Origin of the sequence: Citrobacter sp. LUTT5, from assembly GCF_009905315.1 — a bacterium.
GTDB lineage: Bacteria > Pseudomonadota > Gammaproteobacteria > Enterobacterales > Enterobacteriaceae > Citrobacter > Citrobacter freundii.
This window is the reverse complement of record NZ_CP047606.1, coordinates 867499-881485: the sequence shown is the minus strand read 5'-3', so window position 1 is coordinate 881485 and position 13987 is coordinate 867499. Positions and strand designations below refer to the sequence as shown.

The window sequence follows — 13987 nt, the reverse complement described above, 5'->3', positions numbered from 1 at the left end:
TATGTTCTCCCACGCTGCCATCGCCAGTCTCAACAATCTTGAGATGCTGGTCTACAACTATGTCATCAAAAACCGTGACAAAGTCATGTACATGACCATTCGCGAACTGGCCGATGCCGTGGGTGTTTCCACTACCACCGTACTGCGCTTTTGCCGCAAGCTTAAATGTGAGGGTTACTCAGAATTTCGCGTGCGCTTCAAATTATATTTAGAGCAGAATGAACCGCAACAGGCTAATTTCGGTGCCAGCGAAATTATCAGTTTCTTTAAAGGCGTCAATAACGACGAATTCGATAAACTGCTCGATCAGGCTGTTGATATTATATTATCGTCCGAACGTATTATATTCGTCGGAGCGGGAACGTCTGGAGCGCTGGCAAAATATGGCGCACGTTTTTTCTCAAACGTCGGTAAATTCAGTAATCACATTGACGATCCTTATTTCCCGGTCACTAACGACATGGCCAGAAACGCGCTGGCGATCGTGCTTTCCGTATCTGGTGAAACAGAAGAGATCCTGCGCTTTGCCAGCCAGTTCAGTCTGCACAACTGTAAGGTTCTGTCGGTCACCAGCCATGAACACTCTCGCCTGGCGAAACTCGCCGACTTTAACCTCTCCTGGCATGTTCCACAAACACGTATTGCCGGGGTATACGATATAACCACGCAGATCCCCGTTATTTATATTCTGGAATCACTCAGTCGCAAGCTGGCGAAAAGAATAGCGTAAAAAAACAATCTGTTTTTTTGATGTAACAAATCACATTTACGCTATTTTGTTATATCGTGACATTTATCCTTCCTTTGTTAGACTCAAAATCAGATTGTATTAATTTGAGACTGAGCGCAGATGAAAAAACTTACCTTACCAAACGATTTTTTATGGGGCGGCGCGGTTGCGGCGCACCAGGTTGAAGGCGGCTGGAACAAAGGTGGCAAAGGCCCCAGCATTTGCGACGTACTGACCGGAGGGGCTCACGGCGTTCCGCGAGAAATCACTCAGGAAGTTGAGTCCGGTAAGTACTACCCCAACCACGAAGCTGTCGATTTTTACAGTCATTACAAAGAAGACATCAAGCTGTTTGCCGAGATGGGATTCAAATGCTTCCGTACCTCAATCGCCTGGACCCGTATCTTCCCCAAAGGGGACGAAACCCAACCGAATGAAGAAGGGCTAAAGTTCTACGACGACATGTTCGATGAACTGCTGAAGTACAACATTGAACCAGTCATCACCCTTTCCCACTTTGAAATGCCGCTGCACCTGGTTCAACAGTACGGTAGCTGGACCAATCGTAAAGTCGTCGATTTCTTTGTCCGTTTTGCTGAAGTCGTTTTTGAGCGCTATAAGCACAAGGTCAAATACTGGATGACCTTCAATGAGATCAACAACCAGCGTAACTGGCGCGCACCGCTGTTTGGTTATTGCTGCTCCGGCGTGGTGTATACCGAGCATGAAAACCCTGAAGAGACTATGTACCAGGTGCTGCATCACCAGTTCGTGGCCAGCGCGCTGGCGGTAAAGGCGGCACGTCGCATCAACCCGGAAATGAAAGTCGGCTGCATGCTGGCGATGGTGCCACTGTACCCGTTCTCCTGTAAGCCTGAAGATGTGATGTTCGCGCAGGAATCGATGCGTGAGCGCTACGTTTTCACTGACGTTCAGCTGCGCGGCTACTATCCATCATATGTACTGAACGAGTGGGAACGCCGCGAATTCAACATCCGAATGGAGGCCGACGATGAGCAAATCCTGCGTGAAGGCACCTGTGACTATCTCGGATTCAGTTACTACATGACCAACGCGGTAAAAGCGGAAGGCGGCAGCGGCGATGCCATTTCTGGTTTTGAGGGCAGCGTACCGAACCCGCACGTAAAAGCCTCCGACTGGGGCTGGCAGATTGACCCTGTCGGTCTACGCTATGCCTTATGTGAGCTGTATGAACGCTACCAGAAGCCGCTGTTTATCGTTGAAAACGGGTTTGGCGCTTATGACAAAGTAGAAGAAGACGGCAGCATCAACGACGACTATCGCATCGACTATCTGCGCGCCCACATCGAAGAAATGATGAAAGCGGTGACCTATGATGGCGTAGACCTGATGGGCTACACGCCATGGGGCTGCATCGACTGCGTATCGTTTACCACCGGTCAGTACAGCAAACGTTACGGCTTTATCTACGTGAACAAACATGACGACGGCACCGGCGATATGTCACGTTCACGGAAGAAGAGTTTTGACTGGTACAAAGAGGTGATTGCCAGCAACGGCGAGAATCTGTAATTTTTTGCCGGATGGCGCAGTTCACAATGCCATCCGGAATTTCCAGTGAGATAAAAACTTAAGTATGAGCACTTGCCTCCCATTCTTACCAAGTCTTAATTTTGCAATAAAATTATAAAGCCTCAATTCCCTGCATAACACTAATCATCTCTGCGAGTATGTTTCTTTCCATCACCTTTATTTTCCAGCGGATTAGAATCGTCATCTGGCATCTCAGATGATCGACGTAAGAAAAAATCTTCAGATATAGAAGATGCATGATCAACTCGCTGTATATCATGCACGAAAAAAGAATAAAGTGTATTTGCTATTCGTGAAGAGGAGGATGGTGGATTTTCATTGTTATAAGCCGCACTGGAAAACTCAAGAAATTTCATAGCACGATTAACGGCAGCGTTATAAATTTGAGGTTTAAGTTTTATCCGATTGTCATTTAGCCTCGGATTGACTATAAAATCATTTTTTAAGCCACGAGCCACGTCATTTACATCATCCAGCCATCCCCAGAGTGAATCCAGTTCGGAAATCTGCGCTTTTATCACATCAACTTCCGTATTGGGGTTAATTCCCGTCCCCGCGAGAGGGCCGTACCCGCTTATCTGTTTACGACGTGCTAACGATAATTTCTTATCCAGTCGCCCCCGTTCATACTGATACATATAATATTGCTCACCCAGCCAGAGAAAATAGTTATCCAGATGTCTCTCCTGTGCAGTATCGCTAAACTCTTTTTCCTTCACCTCTTCTTTTTGATAACGACTGGTCCAGTAATTTACAGGTATCCCCTGTACAGCATCATTCATAAGAAAATAGCTGGAAATTTTAGCATCATATTGTTCCAATGTGTCAAAATCAGGAAATGGCACACCAGCCTGACATGCTGCATGATACATATTGTATAGCGCGACCCGGCACAGTTCTGCGCTGGGTTTCTGTTCATCTGGTTTCAGGCCGCCACCAATATCTTCACTACAACCGGGAAGCAATTCTTCTCTGTATTTTTTATTTTTTGCAGCCTCTCCTAACAGATACAGTCCGCGCCATGGGCGTCGTTCATGGGCTGCTATCAGATGTAGTGCGCTATTTACCACATCCGGTAATGGCGAATTTTGATCGATAGCTTTTTCACCCAAAACCGAACTAATCATGTTTCCCGGTAAACCCAGCCACATAAAAAAATAGTCCAGCCCGTTGTTACTACTGGCTGGCGAATGGCGTGAGCAATCAAAAAGCCCGACGAAAGCAATATCAACAGATACATTCTTATACTGATATATTCCTTCTTTATTTTTCTGGCAAAGTTCCTGAAGAAAATTATCCAGAAATTTACGTGCCAGTGTTGCTCCCATATCAAAACCATATAATGAGACAGAAATTTTTTTGACGGGAACACTCCCCTTCATATTTTCCGTATAAAACTTCTCAAACTGCTTCTTTGCTGCTTCAAGACGTATGGGTTCGCCTGTCATAAAATAGGCACTTATGGCTTCGTGATCACGTAACCAGGGAGTGGACTCGATTCCAGCTTTACCTGCTGCTTTAACAGCCAACTTACCTATCCCTTTAGCCCACTCAACCGGATTATTGAGATCCTCAAGGAGATTGCCAAGCACATCCGTCCATTTTTTATCTCCCTTTATGACTGATTCCCCCGCATCTGATATTGTATCCTCCGGCAGGTTTTTCATATCCTCCAGGAGATTATCCAAACTAATATCCATAAGGGAGTTAATATTGTCGACAGAATCATCTTTGTAGGCTGTTCCCATACCGGAAAAATAAAATTTATTAAAACAAGTATTACCTCTATTTGCATATTCATCAGGATATGCCCGAAACAGACGAGCAATATTACTCAAACGGCAAGCCGGTGCGTCCTGAACGATATTGCGTCCCACACCATCAAAAAAGAAAGCAACATGCCAGACCCTACCACAATTCCCTACCTTGCCATCTTCTGCCTGTTGTGCCCGCACGGCGGCGGAGATAACGGATTCACTGATCATGGCTGCGCCTCCTGCATTTTTTCACTCTGATAAGAAAATTCATTACGTTTTTCATAGGGTGAACCCGCCCCTTCACTCCAGCCTAAAAATACTTTGTCACCCGGTAAAAAATGTACATGCAGAAAATCCTGCCCATGTTTTCTTTCAGGCAAGGGCATGGTGGTACGCCGGACCTCTTCTCGCAGTCCTGCATCATACTGCGCACGGGTTATACTCAACGTCCAGATAACCTCAGCCTCCTTTCCTCTGATATCCCCACAACAAGTTGTTGAGCCTCCTCCGTGCGCAAACGCATTTGGCCCGGTCATACCATTAACACTAAAACTCAGTATCGGTCTGTCCAGTTCACTATGAATCACCAGTATCACACCGCCAGTAGGTGGTCCCCAGATTGACATTCCCACGCTCAACAACAGCCAGGCTACAGGCACCACGATCAGTGTTCGCCATACCCAGCGCCCCCAACGGGCGTAACCGCGCGTCAGTTTTTGGTCAAATTGTTCCAGTCGGGTAAAAAATCCCATTATTCATTCCTTTCAGTTATTGCTTTTCACTGAAAAATATTCCGACAACGATTATCAATCTTCGCGGATGTCAGAAAGTGATATTTCATTTTTTTTAACCTTTTCAAGTACAGCCTGAAATTCTGCTGACTCAAGATATTCTTTCTCACCATTCAGGTAACTCAGTGCATAAATTTTCTGATCCAGCGGCTTTATCAAGCCAATTTGTCGTGCTTTATCGAGTGCTTTCTCCACCATATTCCGCCGTGCACATGGAGGAAATTGATTACCTATTTTCATCATACTCCATTCTCTTACTAGTGCAGAAACATCATCCCGCCCCTTAACTTTCTGCCATAATGAATTATCAAGATTAAGGTTGTCCGGAGCTGGGTTGTTGGTCACAGAAGCCGGTATATTTAACTGGTGCCATTGTGAATTTTCCTGTACCCACCATGATTCGGTTTGAGAGAACAATACCGGATGCCACTCCATATCAGGTCGCGCAGCCAGGTGTTTCAGTACATGTGGCGTATAAAAACGTAGCAGAACTTTGCGGTCGCCCGGTGTTTTCGCTATGCATCCGATGGCAAGTCGGGAAGCCAGATGAGTCAGTGATAACGCAGAAAAAATAATGCCTGCAACGGGTATTTTCTCCGATAACATACTATTCAATTCATTCTCTTCTTTAATATGCGCCAGCCAGGGGCCGTAGGTTATTATTTTCTTTAGTTCCGGTATCTGATACAGGGGTGTACACCGATCTTTATAATTCGTTAACATTAAATGACGAATTTCGTGACTAAGTGCTCCCCCTTCAAACAGGATAAAGGCATTGTGTGTTATATTCTGCTTCTGCCAGTGTTGCTTTAATTGGCATTCTGACGACATTATTATTTCCCTCTCAATATTCATTACATAGCCGATATTCAAGCAGGTCAGCTCTGTCGTTTTATCTGGAAATATAATCGTGGTGAATAGCTCAACGGTTTTTTCGGAAAAGCAGGGGGTATAGTCACCTCGACAATTACAGGTATATCTTCTAAAGGCTACTTCAAAGTGTTCATGTTCCCTGCACTATTGCATCGTCCGCTTTTATGGCGTTAAGTAAACACTCAATACAGATATTCCCCACCGAATTATTTTGTCCATCCTTCCCATTAGAATCGTCACCACCACCACCAGTCCCATCATCCGTTAAGGCTGTCAGGACAACTGGTTGCAGTGTCTGAACCGGTTTACCCGGACTCCCGCCGCTGTTGAGATTGATTTTCAGTCCCACAATATCCACGCCACCCGGGTGGATGACCACAAACGAACCGCCCACCTTCAGGCTTATCCGGCTGCTGCTTTCCAGCACAATATCGCTCTGAACCTTTATTCCCAGCGCGCCGCTTATCTTCTGCGCCAGGTCTCCCTTCACCTCCAGGCTCTTCATCCCTTTCACCAGGCTGATATGGTCGCCGGTGGTGGTCTGCTCCTGTTTTCCCTTCACCGACATCTTCCGGTCATTGCCCACAACCAGCGTCTCGTCATTCCCCACCTGCTCACGCCGGTCGTGCATCACTTCTGTCTTCCGGTCGTTCTTTACCGTCACCGTGTCATCATGACCCACCGCCACCTGACGGTCATTCCCCGTCGTGTTGCGCTGGTCATGCGCGACCGTGACTGTCCGGTCGTGTCCGGATGCGTTTTCTTTACCCACCGTGATGGTCTGCCCGAGTCCCACAGTGATGCTCTGGTTATTGCCGATGGTCTCCGTATGGTCCACCTTCACATCAGTGGTTCGGTTGTTCAGCACCTCCGTATCCATGTTCTTCTGCGCATGGATATAGACCTGCTCATTGCCCGTCGCATCATCGAATTTCAGTTCGTTAAATCCGCCACCTTTGTAGGTCTTCGAGCGGATGGTCATCTGCGTTTTCGTGCCCGGCAGGCTGCCCGGCGAGCGGTTATCCTGGTGGTAGGTGCGGCCCATAATAATGGGCTGGTCCGGGTCGCCGTTGAGGAAGTCCACTATCACTTCCTGACCCACACGCGGAATGGCGAGGTTGCCGAATCCGGTACCGGCCCACGCCTGCGACACCCGCACCCAGCAGGAGCTGTCTTCGTTTCCCGGGCAGTAGCGGTCCCAGTGAAAACGCACCCGCACCCGGCCATGCTCGTCGCAGAAAATTTCCTCGCCTGCCGGCCCGGTGACAATGGCGCTCTGCGGGCCGTCCACGGCGGGTTTGGGCCGCGGGGAGGCACGCCATGTCCGGTCAGCCGGGATGACGTCCAGGTGGTTACTGAGTGTGGTGCCTTCGCCGGAGCTGCCGTGCTGCGCCTGTGGCTGCCTTCCCTCCAGTACAGAGCCGGTGACCTGCCATTCGCGGTTCAGCGTTTCTGACGGGTGACCGGCCAGGGTAAAACGTTTGCCGGGCCACAGTTTCGGGGAGTTGCTCACGCAGGCTGCCGTTTCAGCATCCTGCCGGTGGCCCTCCGCCTGGTAGCGGGCAAAGTCCTGACCATGCTGTACGTCTTTGAAGCGTCCCGGATAATCAAAGATTTCATACTGTGTGCGCTGGCCGTTGAGGTTTTTGGCGTGGTGGCTGAAGTAACCGGGCCATCCGGGGGTTTTGAAGGTGTAATCCTGGTTTTCCACTGAGGAAGGGCGAATCTGCGCCCGGTAGCGGAACGCACTGATGCATTCCGTTGTGACTTCCCGGGCGTTCGGGTTAAAGGGCATGTCGCCGAGTGTGGAGACCCCGGCGATGTCATCGCAGAGCACCAGTTTCTGGTCGGGACCGGTCGGGTGGAACCAGTCAAAGAAGAAAATACCCTCTTCGGCCCACAGGCGCGTCAGAAAGGTGAGGTCAGTTTCGCCGTACTGCACGCAGAATTCGCGGGCGGGATGGGACTCATAAAAGGAAGGCACCCAGTCAGTAATGCCGTTTTCAGTAAGCAGGGTGGTGGCAATGGCCTGGATATCCTGCTGCTGAAAGATGCGGAAGTTCTGGCGCAGCCCTGCCCGCCAGAGCGGGGGCGAAATCGTCAGCTGGTAATTCATCTGCCAGTCGTTGTTCTCCCTGAGCTCCACGCCGGTGATGATGCCGTGAAGATAACGCAGTGCAACAGCCCCCTGCCAGACAGTGAGGGTGGCGTTTTTCTCGAGAAAATCTGTGGCGGTGAGGTCAGGCAGGTCGCTGGCGATATCGACACTGAGTGTAAAGGGGGTGGAGAGATTCTGGCAGAGGGTGAAGCTGACGACGGCGGTGCTCATCGCCAGTAACCCATCCACGTCGAGCGTAAAGCGCAGTCCCTGCTGTGACATGAGTTTATCTCCATGATATATCATCCGAAAGTCACCATACGCCAGTAAAGTCAGCACAGGTAGAACCGAAAGGTTGTTTGGACGAGATTCAGAAAACGTTTAGGTAGCGCGGAATCGTAGAGTTCCCTCTATTTCAGAAGCGGCACATTACTTCCCGCCCGCCAGTTCCAGAAAACTGCCCGTTACGTAAGATGCCTTCTCGCTCAACAGCCAGGTAATTGCCTGCGCGACTTCTTCCGGCTGCCCGCCACGCTGCATAGGCAACAGTGATTTCACGCGATCGACTCTTCCCGGCTCGCCGCCTGATGCGTGCATTTCAGTGTAGATAAGACCTGGTCGCACGCAGTTTACGCGGATCCCTTGCGCCGCAACCTCCAGCGCCAGGCCGGTGGTGAGCGTGTCCACAGCGCCTTTCGAGGCCGCGTAATCAACATATTCGAATGGCGCACCAAGCCGCGATGCCGCCGAAGAGACATTTACAATCGATCCACCCTGACCGCCGTGCTTGAACGACATGCGCTTTACCGCTTCCCGACAGCACAGAAAATAGCCGGTAACGTTGGTTGCCAGTACGCGATTAATTCGTTCGGCGGTTAAGTTTTCGACCGTGCTTTGCTCAAACAAGATCCCTGCATTATTCACCAGGGCAGTCAGTTGCTCGCCTTCACGGTCAATAGACTCAAACATTGCCACCACCTGGCTTTCATCACTGATATCCGCACGCAAAGCAAATGCTTTTCCGCCTGCAGCGACGATGTTGTTCACCACCTCGGTTGCCGCACGAATATTGTGATGAAAATTCACGGCGACCGTGTAACCCTCTTGCGCCAGTTGCAGCGCGGTTGCTCGACCAATGCCACGACTGCCGCCCGTCACCAATGCTATAGCCATAACGTTTCTCCCAAAAAATAAAGGCGCCGAAGCGCCTTTAAAAGATAGTTGAATCAGCAGATTACTGATATTCGCTCATCGGTACACAGGAGCAGAACAGGTTACGGTCACCGTAAACGTCATCAAGGCGTTTCACGGTTGGCCAGTATTTGTTCGCCACACCCGCCGGGAAGACGGCGATTTCGCGGCTATAACCGTGATTCCACTCCGCGACCAGCTCGTTTTGCGTGTGCGGTGAGTTAACCAGCGGGTTATCTTCCAGTGACCATTCACCGGCTTTCACGCGATCGATCTCAGCGCGGATTGCCAGCATCGCATTGATAAAGCGATCCAGTTCCACTTTGCTTTCAGATTCAGTCGGTTCAACCATCAGGGTACCCGCGACCGGGAATGACATAGTCGGCGCATGGAAACCGTAATCGATTAGGCGCTTGGCAATATCCAGTTCGCTGATGCCGGTCTCTTCTTTCAGTGGGCGAATATCGAGAATACATTCATGCGCCACGCGACCATCGCGACCGGTATACAGTACCGGATAAGCATCTTTCAGACGGCTGGCAATGTAGTTAGCGTTAAGAATCGCCACCTGGCTTGCCTGCTTCAGACCTTCTGCGCCCATCATACGGATGTACATCCAGCTGATTGGCAGAATGGATGCGCTACCGAACGGCGCCGCAGAAACTGCGCCCTGACGGGTCAGCATCCCTTCAATCTGCACTACGCTGTGGCCCGGTACAAACGGCGCCAGATGTGATTTCACGCCGATCGGTCCCATACCTGGGCCGCCGCCGCCGTGCGGAATGCAGAATGTTTTATGCAGGTTGAGGTGCGAGACATCTGCGCCAATAAAGCCCGGCGTGGTGATCCCAACCTGAGCGTTCATGTTCGCGCCATCAAGGTAAACCTGGCCGCCGAACTGGTGCACAACGTCGCACACTTCACGGATCGTTTCTTCATAAACGCCGTGGGTGGATGGGTAGGTCACCATAATGCAAGAAAGGTTGTCGGCATGTTGTTCTGCTTTTGCTCGCAGATCGTCCAGGTCGATGTTGCCGTTCTTATCACAGGCGACAACCACTACCTGCATACCCGCCATCTGTGCAGACGCCGGGTTGGTACCGTGGGCAGAAGCCGGGATCAAGCAGATATCGCGATGACCTTCGTTACGGCTTTCGTGATAATGACGAATCGCCAGCAGACCCGCATACTCGCCCTGCGCGCCGGAGTTCGGCTGCATGCAGACGGCATCATAACCGGTCAGTTTTACCAGCCACTCGGAAAGCTGGCCGATCATCTGGTGATAACCTTCAGCCTGCTCTGGCGGGCAGAACGGATGCAGCTCAGCGAATTCAGGCCAGGTGATAGGGATCATCTCGGCAGCGGCGTTGAGCTTCATGGTGCAGGAACCCAGCGGGATCATTGCCTGATTCAGCGCCAGATCTTTACGCTCCAGTGAGTGCATGTAGCGCATCATCTCGGTTTCGCTGTGATAGCGATTGAACACCGGATGGCTGAGGATCGCATCGTCACGCAGCATGCTTTCCTGAATAGAACGGCTGTCGAGCGCCACGTCTTTATCCAGCGTATCGATGTTCAGAGCGTGACTGTCGCCCAGCAGTACATTGAACAACTGCACCACGTTTTCACGGGTGGTGGTTTCATCGAGCGTAATACCTACCGCGTTATGGATATCGCTACGCAGGTTGATTTCTGCCGCTTCGGCACGTGCCAGCACTGCGGCCTTATCGGCTACTTCAACGCACAGGGTGTCGAAGTAATGCGCATGACGCAGCTTCAATCCTTTCTGTTGCAGACCGGCTGCCAGGATATCAGTCAGACGGTGGATGCGATTAGCAATGCGTTTCAGGCCAACCGGACCATGATAAACGGCATACAGGCTGGCGATGTTGGCCAGCAGGACCTGCGAGGTACAAATGTTGGAGTTCGCTTTCTCGCGGCGGATATGCTGCTCACGAGTCTGCATCGCCATGCGCAGTGCTGTATTGCCCGCCGCATCTTTGGAGACGCCGATAATACGGCCTGGCATGGAGCGTTTGAATTCGTCTTTCGCGGCGAAGAATGCCGCGTGTGGGCCACCGTAACCCATCGGTACGCCGAAGCGTTGTGCAGAACCGAAAACGATATCCGCGCCCTGTTTGCCCGGAGCAGTCAGCAGTACCAGCGCCATAAAGTCGGCAGCGACACTGACCACAACTTTACGGGATTTCAGCTCGGTAATCAGTTTGCTGTAGTCATGCACTTCACCGGTGGTGCCAACCTGCTGCAACAGCACGCCAAACACATCCTGGTGATCCAGTGCTTTCGCCGCGTCATCAACAATGACATCAAAACCAAAGGTTTGTGCACGAGTACGCACAACATCCAGCGTTTGCGGATGAACATCAGCGGCCACAAAGAAACGGTTGGCGTTTTTCAGTTTACTGACGCGTTTTGCCATCGCCATCGCTTCAGCCGCCGCGGTGGCTTCATCCAGCAGAGAGGCGGAGGCCATGTCCAGACCGGTCAGATCCAGCGTCACCTGCTGGAAGTTGAGCAGCGCTTCCAGGCGCCCCTGAGAAACTTCTGGCTGATACGGCGTATACGCAGTGTACCAGCCCGGGTTTTCCAGCATGTTGCGCAGGATAACCGGTGGCAACTGCACGGCGGTGTAGCCCATGCCAATGTAGGACGTGAAGCGCTTGTTACGCCCAGCGATGGCTTTTAATTCAGCCAGCGCAGCGTATTCGGTCGCCGCCTCGCCCACCTGCGGCGGGGTTGCGAGCTGAATGTCTTTCGGCACAATCTGGCCGATCAGCGCGTTTAACGACTCGGCGCCAACCGCATTCAGCATCTCTTGCTGCTGCGCGGCGTCCGGTCCGATGTGGCGTTCAATGAAAGCGCCGCTGTTTTCAAGCTGGCTTAACGTCTGTGTCATGGGCGATGGTTCCTGAAACGTGCAGTGAATCGTGATTGTCTCTGTCTACGAGCCCGGCTGCGCTAGCGCTTACCGGGTCTACGCATGCTTTGTAGGCCGGATAAGCGCAGCGCCATCCGGCAAAAGCGTATTTACTCGTCTTCTAACAATGCTTCATATGCGGCCGCATCCAGCAGCGATTCAATTTCGCTTTCATCGCTGGCTTTGATTTTGAAAATCCAGCCGCCCGCATATGGCTCGCTGTTGACCAGTTCCGGGGAGTCGCTAAGCGCGTCGTTAACCGCCACAATCTCACCACCTACTGGCGCATAGATATCGGATGCCGCTTTTACGGACTCCGCAACGGCACAATCATCGCCCGCGCTGACGGTTGCGCCAACTTCTGGCAGGTCAACGAAAACCATGTCACCTAACAGCTCCTGAGCGTGTTCGGTGATACCAACGGTGTAAGAGCCGTCAGCTTCTTTGCGCAGCCATTCGTGTTCTTTGCTGTATTTCAGTTCTGCAGGTACGTTGCTCATCAATCAATCTCCAAAAAAGGATGAATTACGCGACGGCTTTGCCGTTACGCACAAAAACAGGTTTAGTCACTTTTACCGGCATTTCGCGGTTACGGATCTGCACGATCGCAGTTTCGCCGATACCCGCAGGGACTCGCGCCAACGCGATGCTGTAACCAAGAGTTGGGGAGAATGTCCCGCTGGTGATAATGCCTTCCTGCTGGTTGCCGGAAGCATCGGTGAAGCGCACCGGCAGTTCATTACGCAGCACGCCTTTCTCGGTCATCACCAGCCCGACCAGTTGTTCGTGGCCTTTTTCACGCTGCATTTCCAACGCTTCACGACCGATAAAGTCGCGGTCAGCCGGTTCCCATGCGATGGTCCAGCCCATGTTGGCCGCCAGCGGAGAAATGCCTTCGTCCATCTCCTGACCGTACAGGTTCATACCGGCTTCCAGACGCAGCGTGTCACGTGCGCCGAGACCGCAGGGTTTGACACCAGCCTGTACCAGCGCACGCCAGAAATCTGCCGCTTTTTCATTCGGCATGGCAATTTCATAGCCTGCTTCGCCGGTATAACCGGTGGTTGCGATAAACAAGTCGCCCGCCTGAACGCCGAAGAACGGCTTCATGCCTGCTACCGCCTGACGCTGCTCGTCAGTAAACAACGTAGCTGCTTTTTCCTGTGCGTTTGGACCCTGTACCGCAATCAGCGACAGGTCGTCACGAACGGTGATGTCGATGGCGTAAGGTTCAGCGTGTTGGGTAATCCAGGAGAGGTCTTTTTCGCGGGTGGCGGAGTTTACAACGAGGCGGAAGAAGTCTTCAGTGAAGTAGTAGACAATCAGGTCATCTATCACGCCGCCCGAAGCGTTAAGCATACCGGAGTAGAGGGCTTTACCCGTCTTCGTTAGCTTTGCGACGTCGTTTGCCAGCAGATAACGCAAGAACTCCCGGGTGCGGCTACCGCGCAGGTCGACGATGGTCATATGCGACACATCAAACATTCCGGCATCGGTGCGAACAGCATGGTGTTCATCGAGCTGAGAACCGTAATGCAGTGGCATCATCCAGCCATGGAAATCGACCATGCGCGCGCCACATAGCGTGTGTTGTTCGTACAAAGGAGTCTGTTGAGCCATCTTTTCCTCGTTGAATAAGCGGGGCTACCAACTCTTTCGCGGTGAAATTTTCGCCACGAAACCCAGCACCGCAGCCGCTCCAGGGGCTACGACGCAAACGTTCTCTTTGTCCTGAACTTACCACCGAAACAGACGCTAAACCATAAGTCAAAATTAACCATCACATTAGCTTATGGCGAAAAACAGCCTGATCGCCAACAGAATAAAACTCCACGTATGTAGTAACAAACCAGAATAACAAACAAAGATAAGCGCAAACTTACAGCACCAATCCACATTAAATGTGGAAAAAATGTCAAAAATGGCGTTATGAAAAAAACGTGATATTAAAAAAACTAATGCGAAAAAAGGCGTGGAATTAGATTATTTCAAATGAGAGAAGCACCCCGGCGCGCAGGCCGGGAGAGGAAAGTG

At 51.2% G+C, this 13987-nt stretch carries 10 protein-coding genes; 2 read left to right on the top strand and 8 right to left on the bottom strand.

Annotation, left to right across the window (positions count from 1 at the left end; all coding sequences use genetic code 11):
- The first annotated feature begins 1 nt into the window (after position 1).
- Positions 2-730 carry a MurR/RpiR family transcriptional regulator gene (locus tag GUC46_RS04180; RefSeq protein ID WP_160180771.1) on the top strand — a complete coding sequence of 243 codons (729 nt, stop codon included), beginning with the start codon at positions 2-4 and terminating at the stop codon, positions 728-730.
- Between the two features lie 120 nt (positions 731-850).
- Positions 851-2284 (top strand): 6-phospho-beta-glucosidase BglA, encoded by a 1434-nt coding sequence (bglA, locus tag GUC46_RS04175; protein WP_087879267.1) that lies wholly within the window; start codon positions 851-853, stop codon positions 2282-2284.
- 140 nt (positions 2285-2424) lie between these two features.
- Here the strand turns inward: bglA and GUC46_RS04170 are convergent, their stop codons facing one another.
- The 8 genes from GUC46_RS04170 to gcvT form a co-directional block, all read right to left on the bottom strand.
- Positions 2425-4290: a phospholipase effector Tle1 domain-containing protein gene (locus GUC46_RS04170; protein WP_057102298.1), complete on the bottom strand. Its 1866-nt coding sequence runs from the start codon at positions 4288-4290 to the stop codon at positions 2425-2427.
- Positions 4287-4814 carry a DUF3304 domain-containing protein gene (locus tag GUC46_RS04165; RefSeq protein WP_049000994.1) on the bottom strand — a complete coding sequence of 176 codons (528 nt, stop codon included), beginning with the start codon at positions 4812-4814 and terminating at the stop codon, positions 4287-4289. Before GUC46_RS04165 ends, GUC46_RS04170 begins: the two co-directional genes overlap by 4 nt.
- 54 nt (positions 4815-4868) lie before the next feature.
- Positions 4869-5684 carry a DUF4123 domain-containing protein gene (locus GUC46_RS04160; RefSeq protein ID WP_160179796.1) on the bottom strand — a complete coding sequence of 272 codons (816 nt, stop codon included), beginning with the start codon at positions 5682-5684 and terminating at the stop codon, positions 4869-4871.
- 172 nt (positions 5685-5856) lie between these two features.
- Positions 5857-8106: a type VI secretion system Vgr family protein gene (locus GUC46_RS04155; RefSeq protein WP_160179794.1), complete on the bottom strand. Its 2250-nt coding sequence runs from the start codon at positions 8104-8106 to the stop codon at positions 5857-5859.
- 147 nt (positions 8107-8253) lie between these two features.
- On the bottom strand, positions 8254-8997 hold the full coding sequence (locus GUC46_RS04150) for an SDR family oxidoreductase (protein ID WP_032937431.1): 744 nt from the start codon (positions 8995-8997) through the stop codon (positions 8254-8256).
- Between the two features lie 61 nt (positions 8998-9058).
- Entirely contained in the window at positions 9059-11932 is a 2874-nt protein-coding gene (gene gcvP / locus GUC46_RS04145; RefSeq protein ID WP_044713822.1) for an aminomethyl-transferring glycine dehydrogenase, read from the bottom strand.
- 131 nt (positions 11933-12063) lie between these two features.
- Positions 12064-12453: a glycine cleavage system protein GcvH gene (gene gcvH, locus GUC46_RS04140; RefSeq protein ID WP_003838257.1), complete on the bottom strand. Its 390-nt coding sequence runs from the start codon at positions 12451-12453 to the stop codon at positions 12064-12066.
- Between the two features lie 25 nt (positions 12454-12478).
- On the bottom strand, positions 12479-13573 hold the full coding sequence (gene gcvT / locus GUC46_RS04135) for a glycine cleavage system aminomethyltransferase GcvT (RefSeq protein WP_003026967.1): 1095 nt from the start codon (positions 13571-13573) through the stop codon (positions 12479-12481).
- Positions 13574-13987 lie beyond the last annotated feature (414 nt).